We start from the raw sequence: 13,282 nt of genomic DNA, 5'->3' as shown, positions 1-13,282 counted from the left end.
CACGCGGCACGGTGGACGCCATGCTGCGTGTCCTCGCGGTGGACGACGAGGTCCCCGCCCTGTCCGAGCTCGCCTTCCTGCTCCGTCAGGACGCCCGGGTGGAGCACGTGAGCACGGCGACCGACGGCGGGGCCGCCCTGCACGACATGGTCCAGATGATCGCCGACGGGGAGCGCCTCGACGGCGTCTTCCTGGACGTGCGCATGCCGGGCCTCGACGGCCTCGACCTGGCCCGGCTCATCGGCGGGTTCCCCACTCCTCCCCGCCTGGTCTTCGTCAGCGCCCACGACTGCGCCGTCCAGGCGTTCGAGCTGGAGGCCGTCGACTACCTGCTCAAGCCCGTGCGCCCGGAACGCCTGACGGAGGCCGTACGCCGGCTCTCGGCCGCCGTCGCGCCTCCCGGCACCGAGGAGGAGCTGGAGACGATCCCGGTCGAGCTCGGGGGCCGCACGAAGTTCGTCGCCCGGCAGGACGTGAGCTACGCCGAAGCCCACGGCGACTACGTGCGCCTGCACACGGCCGACGCCGTCTACCTCGTGCGGATGTCCCTCGCGGCGCTGGAACGCCGCTGGGCGGGCGCGGGGTTCGTCCGGGCCCACCGCAGCACCCTCGTCAACGCCCGGCATGTGAGCGAGCTGCGCTTCGACGCCGGGCGGGTGGTCCTGCAGGTGGGAGGCGAGACGCTGCCGGTGAGCAGGCGGCACACCCGGCAGGTGCGCGAGCAGCTCGTCCGCCAGTTCCGCCCCTGAGCCTCCACGCGATCACCCCGCACCCCGCGGTCCCTCAGGGACGGGCGGGGGACACGACCATGCCGCTCTCGAAGTCGCGGGTCACGGCGGCGGCGACGCCGTGCCGGGGGAGCAGCCCCTTCTCGGCCGCCTCCCAGCCCGTGTAGGTGAGGGTCCACAGCACCTGCTGGATCCACTCGGCACTGACGCCGGGGTCGAACACGCCCTCGGCCTGGCCGCGCTCGATGAGGCTGACAGCGGTCGGCACCGACAGACTCGCTCGTGGCCGGGTTCGACGTCGCACGGCAGTCGGCCGAGGTGCGCCGCCGCATCGGCCTGGCCGGGCAGGAGGCGGCCGTGGACGAGATCCTCACCGGGTGGGAGAACCTCGAGATGTGGGGGCGGCTCCACCACCTCGGCGCGGCGGCGCGTCGTCGCGCCGGCGAGCTCCTGGAGCGGTTCGGGCTGTCCGAGGCGGCAGACCGGAGGGTCAGGCACTACTCCGGCGCATGCGACGGCGTCTCGACCTGGCCGCCGCGTTCCTCCAGCGCCCTCGCGCTGGCGATCGGCTGGCCGCTGCTGATCACGCTCGTCTTCCTGCCCCTGTCCGCCCGGCGATACGGCCGCCTCGGCGGCTGAGCTGTGCCCACTTGAACCGTGCCCACTTGAATTGTGCACACTCGTCGGGGGCGCGCGGCCGGGGGGGGGGGCGTCTTCGCGCGCCCCGATCTACCGCTCGTCGTCTCCTGGGGCCCGCTCGTCGTGCGGGAGCGGGCCGCATGGCGCTAACTAGAGACCGCTCGTCCGAAGGGCCATCCCGTCGCCCGACTACACCTCGTAGTCTTTCGCACGTCGCAAGACACGCGGGGTAATCGCAAAGTGAGCAGATTGTCACCGAGTGGTTACCGAGCGGGGCCCTACTCGGGGGGGAAGGGCCCCGCCGGCGCGTACCGGGGGGTGCGCGGCGATCCGGCCATACGGGGGCGCCGGATCGCCGCGAACGCCCCATCCTCGCTTTCCCGGAAGGGCCGCTACTCCCGGACACCGCCGAGAACCGCGCTGCGGCGACCGGCGGCCCGGCACCGGTCAGTCGCCGCGCAGCTTCTTGAGCAGTTCGATGTCCTCGCGGTGCTTTTCCACCTTGCCCGGGGTCTCGATGCAGACGGGCACTCCGGCGGCCGTGGGATGGCGCATCAGCTCGCCGAACGCCTGGGCGCCGATGTGCCCGGCCCCGATGTTCTCGTGCCGGTCCCGCTTGGAGCCGCAGGGGTCTTTCGAGTCGTTGGCGTGGATCAGCTTGAGCCTGCCGGGGGCCACGTCGTTCAGCGCGTCCATCATCTCCTTCACCCCGCCCGGCGCGGCCAGGTCGTGCCCCGCCGCGAAGGCGTGGCAGGTGTCGAGACACACGCCGACCTTGGGATGGTGATCGAGAGCCTCCAGATAGGGCCCGAGGTCCTGGACGGTCGCGCACAGCATCTGCCCCTGGCCCGCCATCGGTTCGAGCAGCAGGTCGGGGCCGTCTTCGGGGAGCTCGTCGAGCACCGGCAGCAGGTGTTCGTGGATCTGGCGCATCGCGGCCTCGCGCGACTGGCTCACGGCCGAGCCGGTGTGGACGACCACGCCGAGCGCGCCGGTCTCGACGCCCCTGCGCAGGGTGTGGCGGATCACCGCGATCGAGTTGTCCAGGGTCTCCGCCGTCGGCGACCCGCAGTTCACGAGATAGGCGGCGTGCAGGAAGACCGGCACGCCCGACTCGCGCAGCTTGGCGTCCTCGGCGGGGTTCCCCTCACTGAGCGCCCAGCCCCGCGGGTTGGTGACGAAGACCTGGACCATTTCCGCGCCGATGTCGGCCGCGTACTTCAGCCCGCCCTTGGCCAGGCCGCCGGCGACGAAGACGTGCCCGCCGATGAGAGTGGAAGGAGTCATGATGACCTCCAGGTTAGTGGCGCCGGTCGGTGGCGCCCCCTTTGTCACAACGTACAAAGCGGCCCCCGGAGCAGGGCACTCGGTTCGGACTTCGCGCCGCTGGACCCGCCTGCGGCCCGGCGGTTGACTGACGGGCATGCGCGAACTCAGCCGGGAGGACCTGCGGTCCTGCTGCGCCTCCGCCAGATGGGTGGAGGCGGTCGCCGCGCGTGGGCCGTACCGGGATCTCGCCGGGCTCGGCCGCGTGAGCGTTTCCGCCCTCGCGGCGCTGACCTGGGACGACGTGTGTGAGGCGCTGGCGGCGCACCCGAGGATCGGCGAACGGCCCGGCGGTGCGGGACGCGAGGCCGCGTGGTCGCGGTCGGAGCAGTCCGGGACCGCGGACGCCGGGCGGGACGTGCTCGGCGCGCTCCGCGAGGGCAACGCCGCCTACGAGCGCCGGTTCGGCCACGTCTATCTGGTCTGCGCGACCGGACGGGACGCCGGCGATCTGCTGGCGTTGCTGCGGGACCGGCTCGGCAACGACGAGGAGACCGAGCGCGAGGTCGTCAGGGACGAGCTGTCGAAGATCGTCGCGTTGCGGCTGGCCAAGCTCTGGGAGGGCCGGTGAGCCTTTCGACGCACGTGCTCGACACCGCCGCCGGACGGCCGGCCAAGGACGTGTCCGTACGGCTGTCGCGGCGCGCCGCGCACGGGTTCGTGCCGGTCGCGGAGGGCCGCACCGACGGCGACGGCCGCATCCGGGAGTGGACCCCGCTGGGCCGGGAGTGGGATCCGGCCGAAGATCCTCGCCCGGGGACCTACCGGCTCGTGTTCGACACCGGCGCCTACCTGGGGGACGAGGCGTTCTTCCCCGAGGTGAGCGTCGTCTTCGTCATCCGCGGGGCCGGCGAGCACTGCCACGTGCCGCTGCTGCTGAGCCCGTTCGCCTACTCGACCTACCGAGGGAGCTGACGTGGCCGTTCTGGGGCCCAACAGGTACGGCAAGGCCGAGACGAGGGTCGTGCGGGTGACGCGGCACGGCGACGCCCACCGGATCAAGGACCTCACGGTCGGCACGGCGCTGTCGGGCGACATGGCCGAGGTGCACCTGAGCGGGGACAACTCGGCCGTCCTGCCCACCGACACGCAGAAGAACACGGTCTTCGCGTTCGCCAACAAGCACGGCGTCGGGGCGATCGAGGACTTCGCGCTGCTGCTCGCGCGTCATTTCGTGGACTCCCAGCCCGCGATCCACCACGCCAGGGTCGAAGTGGAGGAGCACGCCTGGGAGCGCAACGGCGCGTTCGGGCACTCGTTCGTCCGCTCCGGCAGGGAGGTCCGCACCTGCGTGGCGCACTACGACGGGACGCGGTCCTGGATGGTCTCCGGGCTGCGCGACCTCGTCGTGCTCAACACGACGAACTCCGAGTTCTGGGGCTTCGCGAAGGACGAGTTCACCACGCTGCCGGAGACCCGTGAGCGCGTCCTGGCCACCGCGGTGGACGCGGCGTGGCGGCACGGCGAGCCTCCGCAGGACCGCGACCCTTCACAGGACTGGGACAAGACCTACGAGAACGCGCGGGGCGCGCTGCTCGAGGCCTTCGCCGACACCTACAGCCTGTCCCTGCAGCAGACGCTGTACGCCATGGGCACGCGGGTGCTGGCCGCGTGCCCCGGGGTGTGCGAGGTGCGGCTGTCGCTGCCGAACAAGCACCACTTCCTGGTGGACCTCACGCCCTTCGGCCTGGACAACGACGGCGAGGTCTTCTTCGCCGCCGACCGGCCGTACGGGCTGATCGAGGGGACCGTGCTGCGCGAGGACGCGCCCGGCGCCGGCCCGGCCTGGGAGTAGCCGATGGACTTCCTGCGACCGCGGACCTGGGCGGAGGCCCTGGCGCTGAAGGCCGAGCGGCCGGAGGCCACGCCGATCCAGGGCGGCACCGACGTCATGGTGGAGATCAACCTCGACAAGGGCCGTCCGGCCGCCCTGCTCGACCTCACGCCGATCCCCGAGCTGCGGGAGTGGACGCGGCAGGGCGGCGAGATCCGCGTGGGCGCGGGCGTGACCTACTCCCGGCTGATCGCCGAGCTCGGTGGCGAGCTGCCCGGTCTGGCCCAGGCGTCCCGTACGGTCGGGTCGCCGCAGATCCGCAACCGGGGCACGGTCGCGGGCAACCTCGGCGCGGCCTCCCCGGCGGGCGACAGCCACCCGCCGCTGCTGGCCTGCGGCGCGGTCGTGGAGGCCGAGTCGGCGCGCGGCGACCGGCTGATCCCCATCGGGGAGTTCTACACGGGAGTGAAGCGCAACGCGCTCGCCCCCGACGAGCTGATCCGGGCCGTGCGCGTCCCGTCCGCCGCAGGACCGCAGTACTTCTCCAAGATCGGCACCAGGAACGCCATGGTGATCGCGGTGTGCTCGTTCGCGATCGCCCTGGACGCGGGGGAGCGGCGGGCGGGCACCGGGATCGGCTCGGCCGCGCCGACCCCGCGCCGCGCCCCGGACGCCGAGGACTTCGCCTCCGCGGAACTGGACTGGGACGGCCGGGGGCCGCTCGAACCCCGCGTGGCCCGCCGGTTCGGCGAACTCGTGGCCGCGTCCGCCGCGCCGATCGACGACGTGCGTGGCCGCGCCGCCTACCGCACGCACGCGCTGGCCGTGCTGGCGCGGCGCGTGCTCGGCTGGGCCTGGGACGACTTCAGGGGGAGCGCGTGATGAGGGTGAACGTGACCGTGAACGGCCGCCCGATGACGGCCGACGACGTGTGGGAGGGCGAGAGCCTGCTGTACGTCCTGCGTGAACGGCTCGGCCTGCCCGGTGCCAAGAACGCCTGCGAGCAGGGCGAATGCGGCTCCTGCACGGTCTATCTCGACGGCAGCCCCGTCTGCGCGTGCCTGGTCGCCGCCGGGCAGGCGGAGGGGCGCGAGGTGGTGACGGTCGAGGGCCTGTCCGCCGGAAAGGGGCTCGACGAGGTGCAGCGCGCGTTCGTGGACGCGGGGGCCGTGCAGTGCGGCTTCTGCACGCCCGGTCTCGTCGTCCAGGCCCACGCGCTGCTCGCGGCCGCGGAGGGGGTGCCGCCGGACGCCGACATCAGGGAGGCCCTGGCCGGCAACCTGTGCCGCTGCACCGGATACGAGAAGATCCTCGACGCCGTCCGCCTCGCCGCCGCCCGCCGCGACCACTCCGCCCCCCGTCCCACGCCGTGATCGTGTGGGTCGTCGCACTCATCCCCCGTGACCCGCGCCGGAGCCTTCCGTGATCACGCAGACGATCACGCCGGCACCACCTGACCTGGGAGTTCGCATTGCGTGATCTTGCACCGCCGCGACTGGTCATCGAGAACGCCTACGTCGTCCCGGTCGTGGGGGAGGAGATCCCGTCCGGCCATGTCGTCGTCGAAGACGGCCTCATCACGGCCGTCGGCCCCGGGCCCGCGCCGTACGCGGCGGGGGAGGCCGAGCGCGTCGACGCCTCCGGCTGCCTGGCCACCCCCGGCCTGGTCAACACCCACCACCACCTCTACCAGTGGGCGGCGCAGGGCGTGACGCCCGACGGGACGCTGTTCGAGTGGCTGGTAGCGAGCTACCGGCTGTGGGCGCGGATGGACGCCGAGGTGGTGGCGGGCGCGGCGACGGCGGGCCTGGCCTGGCTGGCCCTGTCGGGCTGCACGACCTCGGCCGACCACCACTACATCTTCCCCAAGGGCAGGGGAGACCTGTTCGAGGCGGAGATCGAGGCCGCGCGCCGGGTCGGGCTGCGCTTCCACCCCTGCCGGGGGTCGATGGACCGCGGCGCCTCGCGCGGCGGCCTGCCGCCGGACGAGGTCGTGGAGGACATCGACGAGATCCTCCAGGCCACCGACGACGCGATCAGGAAATATCATGATCCGTCGTTCGGGTCGATGCTGCGGGTGGCCGTCGCTCCCTGCTCGCCGTTCTCGGTCAGCGGCGAGCTCATGACCCGCTCGGCCGACCTCGCGCGCTCCCACGGCGTACGGCTGCACACCCACGTGGCGGAGACGGCCGACGAGGACGAGCACTGCAGGGAGCAGTTCGGCGTGCTGCCCGTCGAGTACCTCGACCAGCTCGGCTGGCTCGGGCCCGACGTCTGGCTCGCCCACTGCGTCCACCTGACCGACAAGGACGTGCGGCGCCTCGCCGAGACCGGCACGGGCGCGGCCCACTGCCCGTCCTCCAACGGCCGCCTCGGCGCCGGCATCGCCAGGATCGGCGACCTGCTGGCCGCGGGCGCGCCGGTCGGCCTCGGCGTCGACGGCGCCGCCTCCAGCGAGATGACCCCGCTGGCCGGGGAGATCCGCATGGCCGTGCTCACCCAGCGGGCCAGATACGGCCCCCGTGCGCTGACCGCCCGCCAGGCCCTGGAGATGGCCACGCTCGGCGGTGCCCGCTGCCTCGGCCGGGAGGCCGAGATCGGTTCGCTGGAGCCCGGCAAGCTCGCCGACGTCGCGCTGTGGCGGCTCGGCGGCTTCCACACCGCGATCGACGACCCCGTCGTCGCGTTCGCGTACGGCGCCACGCCGCCGCTGGAACGACTGCTGGTGGGCGGCCGGACCGTGGTGAACGGCGGCGAACTGCGCACGGTCTCCGCCGAGGCGGCCGCGCGGGCGGGGGCCGCCGCGCACCGCCGGTTGAGCGCCCAGGATCATGTCTGAGACATCCCGGACTCGATCGAAGGGCTAGGGCATGACAGGGCACGTCGTCATCGCGCCGGACAAGTTCCGCGGGTCGCTCACCTCTCCCGAGGTGGCCGCGCATGTGGCGGCCGGATTGGGTGACGTCCCCGCCATCGGGCTGCCGGTGGCCGACGGGGGCGACGGCACCGTCGACGCGGTCGTGGCGAGCGGATTCACCCGCGTCGAGACGGAGGTGACCGGGCCGGCCGGCGGCCAGGTCCGGGCGAGTTACGCCGTACGGAACGAACCCGGCGGCCGGGTCGCGGTCGTCGAACTGGCCGAGGCATCGGGCCTGCGCCGGCTGCCCGGCGATCTGATGCCGCTGACCGCCACGAGCCGCGGCACCGGGGAGCTGATCGCCCACGCCGTACGGCACGGCGCGACGCGGATCGTGCTCGGCCTCGGCGGCAGCGCCTGCACCGACGGCGGTGCGGGCATGGCGCAGGCCCTCGGCGTACGGCTGCTGAACGCCGAGGGCGACGACCTCCCGCCGGGCGGCGCCGCGCTGCGCGACCTGCACACGATCGACGCCTCCGGACGGCTGCGCGGGTTCGAGGTCGTCGTGGCGAGCGACGTGGACAACCCGCTGCTCGGGCCGTACGGCGCGGCGGCGGTGTACGGCCCGCAGAAGGGCGCGAGCGCGCGGGACGTGGCCGTGCTGGAGGCCGGCCTGGCCCGGCTGGCCGCGGTCGCCGCGCACACGCACGGCCTGGCGGGCGCCGCCGAGCACGACGGCGTCGTCCGTGCGATGGGCGTGGCCGCGCGGCCGGGGGCCGGCGCCGCGGGCGGGGTGGGCTTCGGCGCACTGACGTTCCTCGGTGCGGAGATCCGGCCGGGCATCGGTTATCTGCTGGATCTGGTGGAGTTCGACCGGCACGTGGAGGGCGCCCGCCTCGTGATCACCGGCGAGGGCTCCATGGACGAGCAGACCCTGCGCGGCAAGGCCCCGGTGGGCGTCGCGGCGGCCGCGGCCAAGCACGGGGTGCCCGTCGTCGCGGTCTGCGGCCGGCGGTCGGTGGGCGACGAGGAACTGAGAGCGGCCGGCATCGAGGCGGCGTACGCGCTGACCGACATCGAGCCCGACGTGAGCCGCTGCCTGGCCGAGGCCGGGCCGCTGCTCGAACAGCTGGCGGCGCGCGTCGCCGCCGTGCATCTCGCGGACGGGTAGGGCGAGATCACGAACGGTGGACGGCCGGGTCGTGAGGGAGGCGGCGAAATTCGTGCATGATCACGGCGCTGATCGCCGCAGGCCGGCGGCACGGTACATGATCACGACGGGAGGTGGCGGGTGTACGAGCTGGTGGTGCGGTCGCGGCGGGTCGTGACGCCGGAGGGGGAGCGTCCGCTGGCCGTCGCCGTACGCGGCGGCGTGATCGCGGCCCTGCACCCGTACGACGAGCCGCCGGCGGCGAAGGAGGCCGCCGACCTCGGGGACCTGCCGCTGCTGCCCGGGCTGGTCGACTCCCACGTGCACGTCAACGAGCCCGGCCGCACCCACTGGGAGGGCTTCGCGACCGCCACCAGGGCGGCCGCGGCCGGTGGCGTGACCACGATCGTGGACATGCCGCTGAACTCGCTGCCCCCGACCGTCGACGTGGCGGCGCTGGAGGTCAAGCGGAAGGCCGCCGAGGGGCGCTGTCACGTGGACGTCGCCTTTTGGGGCGGCGCCGTCCCCGGCAACCTCGCCGACCTGCGGCCGCTGCACGAGGCCGGCGTGGCGGGCGTCAAGTGCTTCCTGTCCCCGTCGGGCGTCGACGAGTTCCCCGCGCTCGACCGCGAGGGACTGCGGGCCGCGCTGGCGGAGGTGGCGGCCTTCGACGGCCTGCTGATCGCGCACGCCGAGGACCCCGGCCTGCTGTCGGAGCCCAGCGGCCCGGCGTACGACGACTTCCTGCGGTCGCGTCCCCAGGAGGCCGAGCGGCGCGCAGTCGAGCAGGTGATCGCCCTCGCCGCCCAGACGGGCGCACGGGCGCACGTCGTGCACGTGTCGGCCGCCGCCTGCGTCGAACCGCTGCGCGCCGCGCGGGCGGCGGGGGTGCGCGTCACCGCCGAGACCTGCCCGCACTACCTGACCCTGGCCGCCGAGCAGGTCACCGGGCCCGCCTACAAGTGCTGCCCGCCCATCAGGGAGGCCGCCAACCGCGACGCGCTGTGGCGGGCGCTCGCCGACGGCGTGCTCATGGGCATCGTCTCCGATCACTCGCCGTCGACGCCCGACCTCAAGGTGCCCGACTTCGCCGCGGCCTGGGGCGGCGTCTCCTCGCTCCAGGTCGGGTTGCCCGTCGTGTGGACGGCGGCCCGCGCCCGCGGGTACGGCCTGGCCGACGTGGCGCGCTGGATGGCCGGGGGACCGGCCCGCCTCGCCGGCCTGCCGCGCAAGGGGGCGATCCGGGTGGGGAACGACGCCGACCTGATCGCCTTCGACCCCGAGGCCGATCTCACCGTGGACGTGGCGGCGCTCCATCACCGCAACCCGGTGTCCCCCTACCACGGCGCGCGCCTGGCGGGCGTCGTGCGCACCACCTGGCTGCGCGGCGTTCCCGTCGACTTCGTCACACCGCACGGACGGTTGCTCACCAGGGAGGCACGATGACCGGATTCACCCGCCTGCCCGACCTCGCCCTGCGCGCGTACGGCGGCTCGGTCGTGGCCGCCAACGACGAGTCGTTCGCCGCACGGGAGGCCCTGATCAGGCCGGGACCGGCCGAGTTCCGGCCGCACACCTTCGGCGCCAAGGGCCAGGTCTACGACGGCTGGGAGACCCGGCGGCGGCGCGAGCCCGGCCACGACTGGGCGATCGTCCGGCTCGGCCTGCCGGGGGTCATCCGGGGCGTCGTGGTGGACACCGCGTGGTTCCGCGGCAACTACCCGCCGTACGCGTCGGTCGAGGCGTGCGCCGCCGAGGGCTACCCGTCACCCGGCGAACTGACCGGCTGGGTGGAGATCGTGCCGAAAAGCCCGCTGAAGGGCGACGCGGTCCACGAGTTCGCCGTGACCGACCCCCGCCGTTTCACGCACGTGCGGCTGAACATCTTCCCCGACGGCGGCGTCGCGCGGCTGCGGGTCCACGGGCGGGTCGTGCCCGACCGGGCGTTCCTGGAGGGCCTGACCGTCGACCTCGCCGCGCTGGAGAACGGTGGCCTGATCACGGCCTGCTCCGACGACTTCTACTCCTCACCGGACAACGTCCTCGCGCCCGGCCTTGCCCGCGACCAGTCCGAGGGATGGGAGACCGCCCGCCGCCGCGACGGCGGCAACGACTGGCTCGTCGTCGCCCTGGCCGGCCCCGGCCGGGTGGCCGTGGCCGAGATCGACACGACCAACCTGGTGTTCAACGCCCCCGGCTGGGCGTCGCTGAAGGGCGCGGACGCGGACCGGGGGCCGCTGGAGGACGAGGACGCCTGGTTCCCGCTGCTGCCCAGGACACGCCTGCAGCCCGACACCCGCCACCGCTTCCGCCTCGACGACGACCGCCGGATCACCCACGCCCGGCTCGACGTCTACCCCGACGGCGGCCTCGCCCGCCTCCGCCTCCTCGGCACCCTCACCCCCTGATTCCGTGCTGACGCCAGACTTGACGATTCACGCTCGGGGGTTCGGCGACGACCTCTATATCCTCAGGGGAGCCGACCCCGACGCCGCCTGACGTCGATCCATTCCGTTCCAGGCCGTCGGCCCGGCCGACGCCTCCGTCGCCCCGCCCGTGCGGAGTGGCCGGCTCCCGGGTGGCCTGCCGTCGCGCGGGCGACGGGGCCGCAGGAGGCGCTTCCGCCGTGCCCCGGAACGGCCGGCCCGGGCGTCAGTGCCAGAGCGTGATGGTGGAGCCCGGGGGGTGCTGGCCGAGCGGGTTCTCACCGATCACGCGCTGGGTGCCCACGCCCGCCAGCTTGCGGACGTTGACCTTGAAGCCGGCCGCCTTCAGCTCGTTCACCGCGTCCTTCACGAACTTGAACCGCACGTCGGGCACGTTCACGACGGCGGGCGGGGGCTGGTTGGGGTCAACGGGATTGACCACCTCCCACGGCCAGTGGAAGCCCTGGTCCGGGCCGCGAGACACGGTCAGGTGCACGATCGCCCCCGACACCACCTCGGCGCCTCCTGTGGGGTCCTGCGCGATCACGGTGCCCGGCGGGGTGTCGTCGGCGGTCTCGTCGACCTGGACGTTGAAGCCCTTCTCGCGCAGGAACTTCTCCGCCTGGTCGCGCATCATCTGTGTGACGTCCGGCATCAGCAGTCCGGCGCTGACGACGAAGTTGACCGTGCTGCGCTTCTTGACGCGCTTGCCCACCGGCGGGTTGGTGCGGATGACCTGGTCGCGGGGGACGGTGTCGCTCGCGCTCTTGCTGACCCGCCCGGGGGTCAGCCCGGCCTCGGCGATCTTCGCCCGGGCGTCCGTCAGGCTGGCGCCCGTGACGTTCGGCACGGTGATCGTCTCCGGGCCGGCCGACGGGATGAGGGTGAGCACCGAGCCCTTGACCACCTCGGCGCCCAGCCCCGGCTCGGTGTCGAGGACGACGTCCTTCGGCACCTTGTCGTCGAACCGGGCCTCGCCGACCCGGACCTCGAAACCGGCCTGCTGCGCCACCTGCCTGGCGACCGTGACGGGCTTGTTCACCAGGTCGGGCACCTTCGTGTAGCGGCCCTGGGAGAACCACCAGCCGGTGAAGGCGACGCCCGCCAGCATGACGAGGGCCAGCACGGCGACGAGCCATACGGACCTGCCCCTGCGCCGCCGCCGTCTCCCCTCGGCGGCGCCGGTGAGCAGCTCCGACCGCGGCTGGATCATCGTCTGGCCGAGCGGCGACTCGGGTTCCGCGAGCGCGTGCTGCCCGCTGCCGAACGACCCGGTGCCGAACGACCCGCTGCCCAACGATCCGGTGCCCAACGATCCGGTGCCGAACGACGAGGACCCGCCGGGCGGCGGGAGGGTCTGGTGGGCGCCCGTCCGCACGCCGCTGTGGGCGCCGGTGCGGGCACCGCTGTCCTGGGTCCCGTGGGGGGCGGCGTGCGCGCCGGTGTGCCCGGTCTTCGGCAGCGTCCGGTGGATCTCGACGGCGGCGACGAGCATGGCGGTCGCGTCCGCCGGGCGCACGGCGGGGTCCTTGTCGGTGGCCGCGGCGACGAACGCGTCCATCTGCGGGGGCACGTCGGGCATGATCGAGGACGGCGCGGGGACGGTCTCGTGCACGTGCCGGTAGGCGATCGACATCGGCGTCTCGCCCGCGTACGGCTGCCGCCCGGTGAGCAGCTCGAACAGCATGATCCCGGCGGCGTACACGTCGCTGCGGGCGTCGGCCGTGCCGGTCGTGACCTGCTCGGGCGACATGTAGCCGATCGTGCCGATCATCATGCCGGTCTTGGTCTGGTTGGTCGCCTCGATCGCGCGGGCCAGGCCGAAGTCCACGACCTTCACCCGGCCGTCGTCGGCGAGCAGCACGTTCTCGGGCTTGACGTCCCGGTGGATGAGCCCGGCCTGGTGGGCCGCGCCGAGGGCGGCGAGCACGGGGATGACCATCTCCAGCGCCTCGCGCGCGGGCAGGCGCCCGCGCCCGCGCAGCACGTCGCGCAGGGTCCTGCCGGGGACGTACTCCATCGACAGGTAGACGTGTGCCCCGTCGGTGCCCTGGTCGAAGACCTGCACGATGTTGGGGTGCGAGAGGCTCGCCACCGACTTGGCCTCGCCGATGAACCGCCGCACGAACTGCGGGTCCTCGGCCAGTGAGCGGTGCATCACCTTGACGGCGACCGTGCGGTCGAGCCGGACGTCCAGAGCCAGGTATACGGAGGCCATGCCACCCCGGGCGATCCGGGACTCGACGCGGTAGCGCCCGTCGAGCAACTGCCCCACGAGCGGGTCGGTTAGCGTCGTGTCCACTCGCCAAAGTTTACGGGTGATTTGCCGCCTGGCGTGTTCCCGAATCCCAAACCGAGACCTATTCGGGCGCCGTCCCCGCC

Annotated in this window: 13 protein-coding genes and 1 pseudogene; 11 read left to right on the top strand and 3 right to left on the bottom strand. The window is 73.5% G+C overall.

Annotated elements, in window-relative coordinates; translation table 11 throughout:
• Positions 1-20 precede the first annotated feature (20 nt).
• Positions 21-749 carry a LytTR family DNA-binding domain-containing protein gene (locus tag AB0O28_RS06605; protein WP_363636989.1) on the top strand — a complete coding sequence of 243 codons (729 nt, stop codon included), beginning with the start codon at positions 21-23 and terminating at the stop codon, positions 747-749.
• 34 nt (positions 750-783) lie between these two features.
• Here AB0O28_RS06605 and AB0O28_RS06600 read toward each other — a convergent pair whose 3' ends face one another.
• Entirely contained in the window at positions 784-996 is a 213-nt protein-coding gene (locus AB0O28_RS06600; protein WP_363637270.1) for a hypothetical protein, read from the bottom strand.
• On the opposite strand from AB0O28_RS06600, the pseudogene AB0O28_RS06595 reads away from it, so the two are divergent.
• Positions 982-1,267 (top strand): annotated as a pseudogene (locus AB0O28_RS06595) (ATP-binding cassette domain-containing protein); the annotation flags it as partial. The gene AB0O28_RS06600 and the pseudogene AB0O28_RS06595 overlap by 15 nt on opposite strands.
• Positions 1,268-1,814: 547 nt before the next feature.
• On the opposite strand, the gene AB0O28_RS06590 reads toward AB0O28_RS06595, so the two are convergent.
• A complete protein-coding gene (locus AB0O28_RS06590) occupies positions 1,815-2,654 on the bottom strand; it encodes a deoxyribonuclease IV (RefSeq protein WP_363636987.1) in 840 nt (279 codons plus the stop codon).
• A 136-nt stretch (positions 2,655-2,790) separates the two neighbouring features.
• On the opposite strand from AB0O28_RS06590, the gene uraD reads away from it, so the two are divergent.
• From uraD to alc, 9 genes are all read left to right on the top strand, one after another.
• Complete coding sequence (gene uraD, locus AB0O28_RS06585) at positions 2,791-3,264, top strand: 2-oxo-4-hydroxy-4-carboxy-5-ureidoimidazoline decarboxylase (RefSeq protein WP_363636985.1); 474 nt, start codon at positions 2,791-2,793, stop codon at positions 3,262-3,264.
• A complete protein-coding gene (gene uraH, locus AB0O28_RS06580) occupies positions 3,261-3,608 on the top strand; it encodes a hydroxyisourate hydrolase (RefSeq protein WP_363636983.1) in 348 nt (115 codons plus the stop codon). Before uraD ends, uraH begins: the two co-directional genes overlap by 4 nt.
• A gap of 1 nt (position 3,609) precedes the next feature.
• Positions 3,610-4,488 carry a factor-independent urate hydroxylase gene (pucL, locus tag AB0O28_RS06575; protein WP_363636981.1) on the top strand — a complete coding sequence of 293 codons (879 nt, stop codon included), beginning with the start codon at positions 3,610-3,612 and terminating at the stop codon, positions 4,486-4,488.
• Between the two features lie 3 nt (positions 4,489-4,491).
• Positions 4,492-5,349: an FAD binding domain-containing protein gene (locus tag AB0O28_RS06570; RefSeq protein WP_363636979.1), complete on the top strand. Its 858-nt coding sequence runs from the start codon at positions 4,492-4,494 to the stop codon at positions 5,347-5,349.
• Entirely contained in the window at positions 5,349-5,840 is a 492-nt protein-coding gene (locus AB0O28_RS06565; protein ID WP_363636977.1) for a (2Fe-2S)-binding protein, read from the top strand. Before AB0O28_RS06570 ends, AB0O28_RS06565 begins: the two co-directional genes overlap by 1 nt.
• A gap of 98 nt (positions 5,841-5,938) precedes the next feature.
• Positions 5,939-7,306: an 8-oxoguanine deaminase gene (locus AB0O28_RS06560; protein ID WP_363636975.1), complete on the top strand. Its 1,368-nt coding sequence runs from the start codon at positions 5,939-5,941 to the stop codon at positions 7,304-7,306.
• A gap of 31 nt (positions 7,307-7,337) precedes the next feature.
• A complete protein-coding gene (locus tag AB0O28_RS06555) occupies positions 7,338-8,495 on the top strand; it encodes a glycerate kinase (protein WP_363636973.1) in 1,158 nt (385 codons plus the stop codon).
• 120 nt (positions 8,496-8,615) lie between these two features.
• The gene (gene allB, locus AB0O28_RS06550; protein WP_363636971.1) at positions 8,616-9,920 is read left to right on the top strand and encodes an allantoinase AllB; all 1,305 of its coding nucleotides are present in this window, start codon (positions 8,616-8,618) and stop codon (positions 9,918-9,920) included.
• Positions 9,917-10,882: an allantoicase gene (gene alc / locus AB0O28_RS06545; protein ID WP_363636969.1), complete on the top strand. Its 966-nt coding sequence runs from the start codon at positions 9,917-9,919 to the stop codon at positions 10,880-10,882. The genes allB and alc overlap by 4 nt, the downstream gene beginning before the upstream one ends.
• 244 nt (positions 10,883-11,126) lie before the next feature.
• Here the strand turns inward: alc and pknB are convergent, their stop codons facing one another.
• Positions 11,127-13,202 (bottom strand): Stk1 family PASTA domain-containing Ser/Thr kinase, encoded by a 2,076-nt coding sequence (gene pknB, locus AB0O28_RS06540; RefSeq protein ID WP_363636967.1) that lies wholly within the window; start codon positions 13,200-13,202, stop codon positions 11,127-11,129.
• Positions 13,203-13,282: the final 80 nt, after the last annotated feature.

It is taken from the genome of Microbispora sp. NPDC088329, assembly GCF_040685655.1.
In the GTDB taxonomy this organism is placed as follows: Bacteria; Actinomycetota; Actinomycetes; order Streptosporangiales; family Streptosporangiaceae; genus Microbispora.
This window is presented reverse-complemented; position numbering and strand designations above follow the sequence as displayed.

Coding starts and splice junctions, on each gene's coding strand:
- AB0O28_RS06605 (WP_363636989.1), top strand. CDS start 21: ATGCTGCGTGTCCTCGCGGTGGACGACGAGGTCCCCGCCCTGTCCGAG.
- AB0O28_RS06590 (WP_363636987.1), bottom strand. CDS start 2,654: ATGACTCCTTCCACTCTCATCGGCGGGCACGTCTTCGTCGCCGGCGGC.
- uraD (WP_363636985.1), top strand. CDS start 2,791: ATGCGCGAACTCAGCCGGGAGGACCTGCGGTCCTGCTGCGCCTCCGCC.
- AB0O28_RS06570 (WP_363636979.1), top strand. CDS start 4,492: ATGGACTTCCTGCGACCGCGGACCTGGGCGGAGGCCCTGGCGCTGAAG.
- AB0O28_RS06565 (WP_363636977.1), top strand. CDS start 5,349: ATGAGGGTGAACGTGACCGTGAACGGCCGCCCGATGACGGCCGACGAC.
- AB0O28_RS06555 (WP_363636973.1), top strand. CDS start 7,338: ATGACAGGGCACGTCGTCATCGCGCCGGACAAGTTCCGCGGGTCGCTC.
- alc (WP_363636969.1), top strand. CDS start 9,917: ATGACCGGATTCACCCGCCTGCCCGACCTCGCCCTGCGCGCGTACGGC.